This is a genomic window from Streptococcus sp. HMSC062B01, assembly GCF_001811085.1.
Lineage (GTDB): Bacteria > Bacillota > Bacilli > Lactobacillales > Streptococcaceae > Streptococcus > Streptococcus gordonii.
This window is the reverse complement of sequence record NZ_KZ672806.1, coordinates 309,987-310,445: the sequence shown is the minus strand read 5'-3', so window position 1 is coordinate 310,445 and position 459 is coordinate 309,987. Positions and strand designations below refer to the sequence as shown.

Annotated in this window: 1 protein-coding gene; it reads left to right on the top strand. The window is 48.4% G+C overall.

Going from position 1 to position 459, the window contains the following annotated elements; genetic code table 11:
* Positions 1–459: ABC transporter ATP-binding protein (locus tag HMPREF2780_RS10305; RefSeq protein ID WP_158672311.1), on the top strand; the 459-nt coding region annotated here is incomplete at both ends.

Genomic DNA, 459 nt, shown 5'->3' with positions numbered 1-459 from the left:
ATGAGGGCGACTATGTGGCCATCATGGGAGAGTCCGGCTCAGGTAAGTCAACACTCCTCAATATCTTGGCCATGCTAGATAAGCCAACAGAAGGCCAAGTCTTTCTGAATGGAACAGATACAGCGACTATCAAAAACAGCCAAGCATCCAGCTTCCGCAGAGAAAAGCTAGGCTTTGTCTTTCAGGATTTTAACCTGCTGGATACCTTGTCAGTTAAGGACAATATCCTCTTGCCTTTAGTGCTTTCTCGACGTCCCGTCACCGAGATGATGCAAAAGCTAGTCACCACTTGTACTGAATTAGGTATTAACAAGCTGCAAGAGAAGTTTCCTTATGAGATTTCCGGTGGTCAGAAGCAGCGGGTTGCAGTGGCGCGTGCCATCATCACTGATCCAGAGATTTTGCTGGCGGATGAGCCAACAGGGGCACTGGATTCCAAGTCATCGGCTGCTCTTTTGG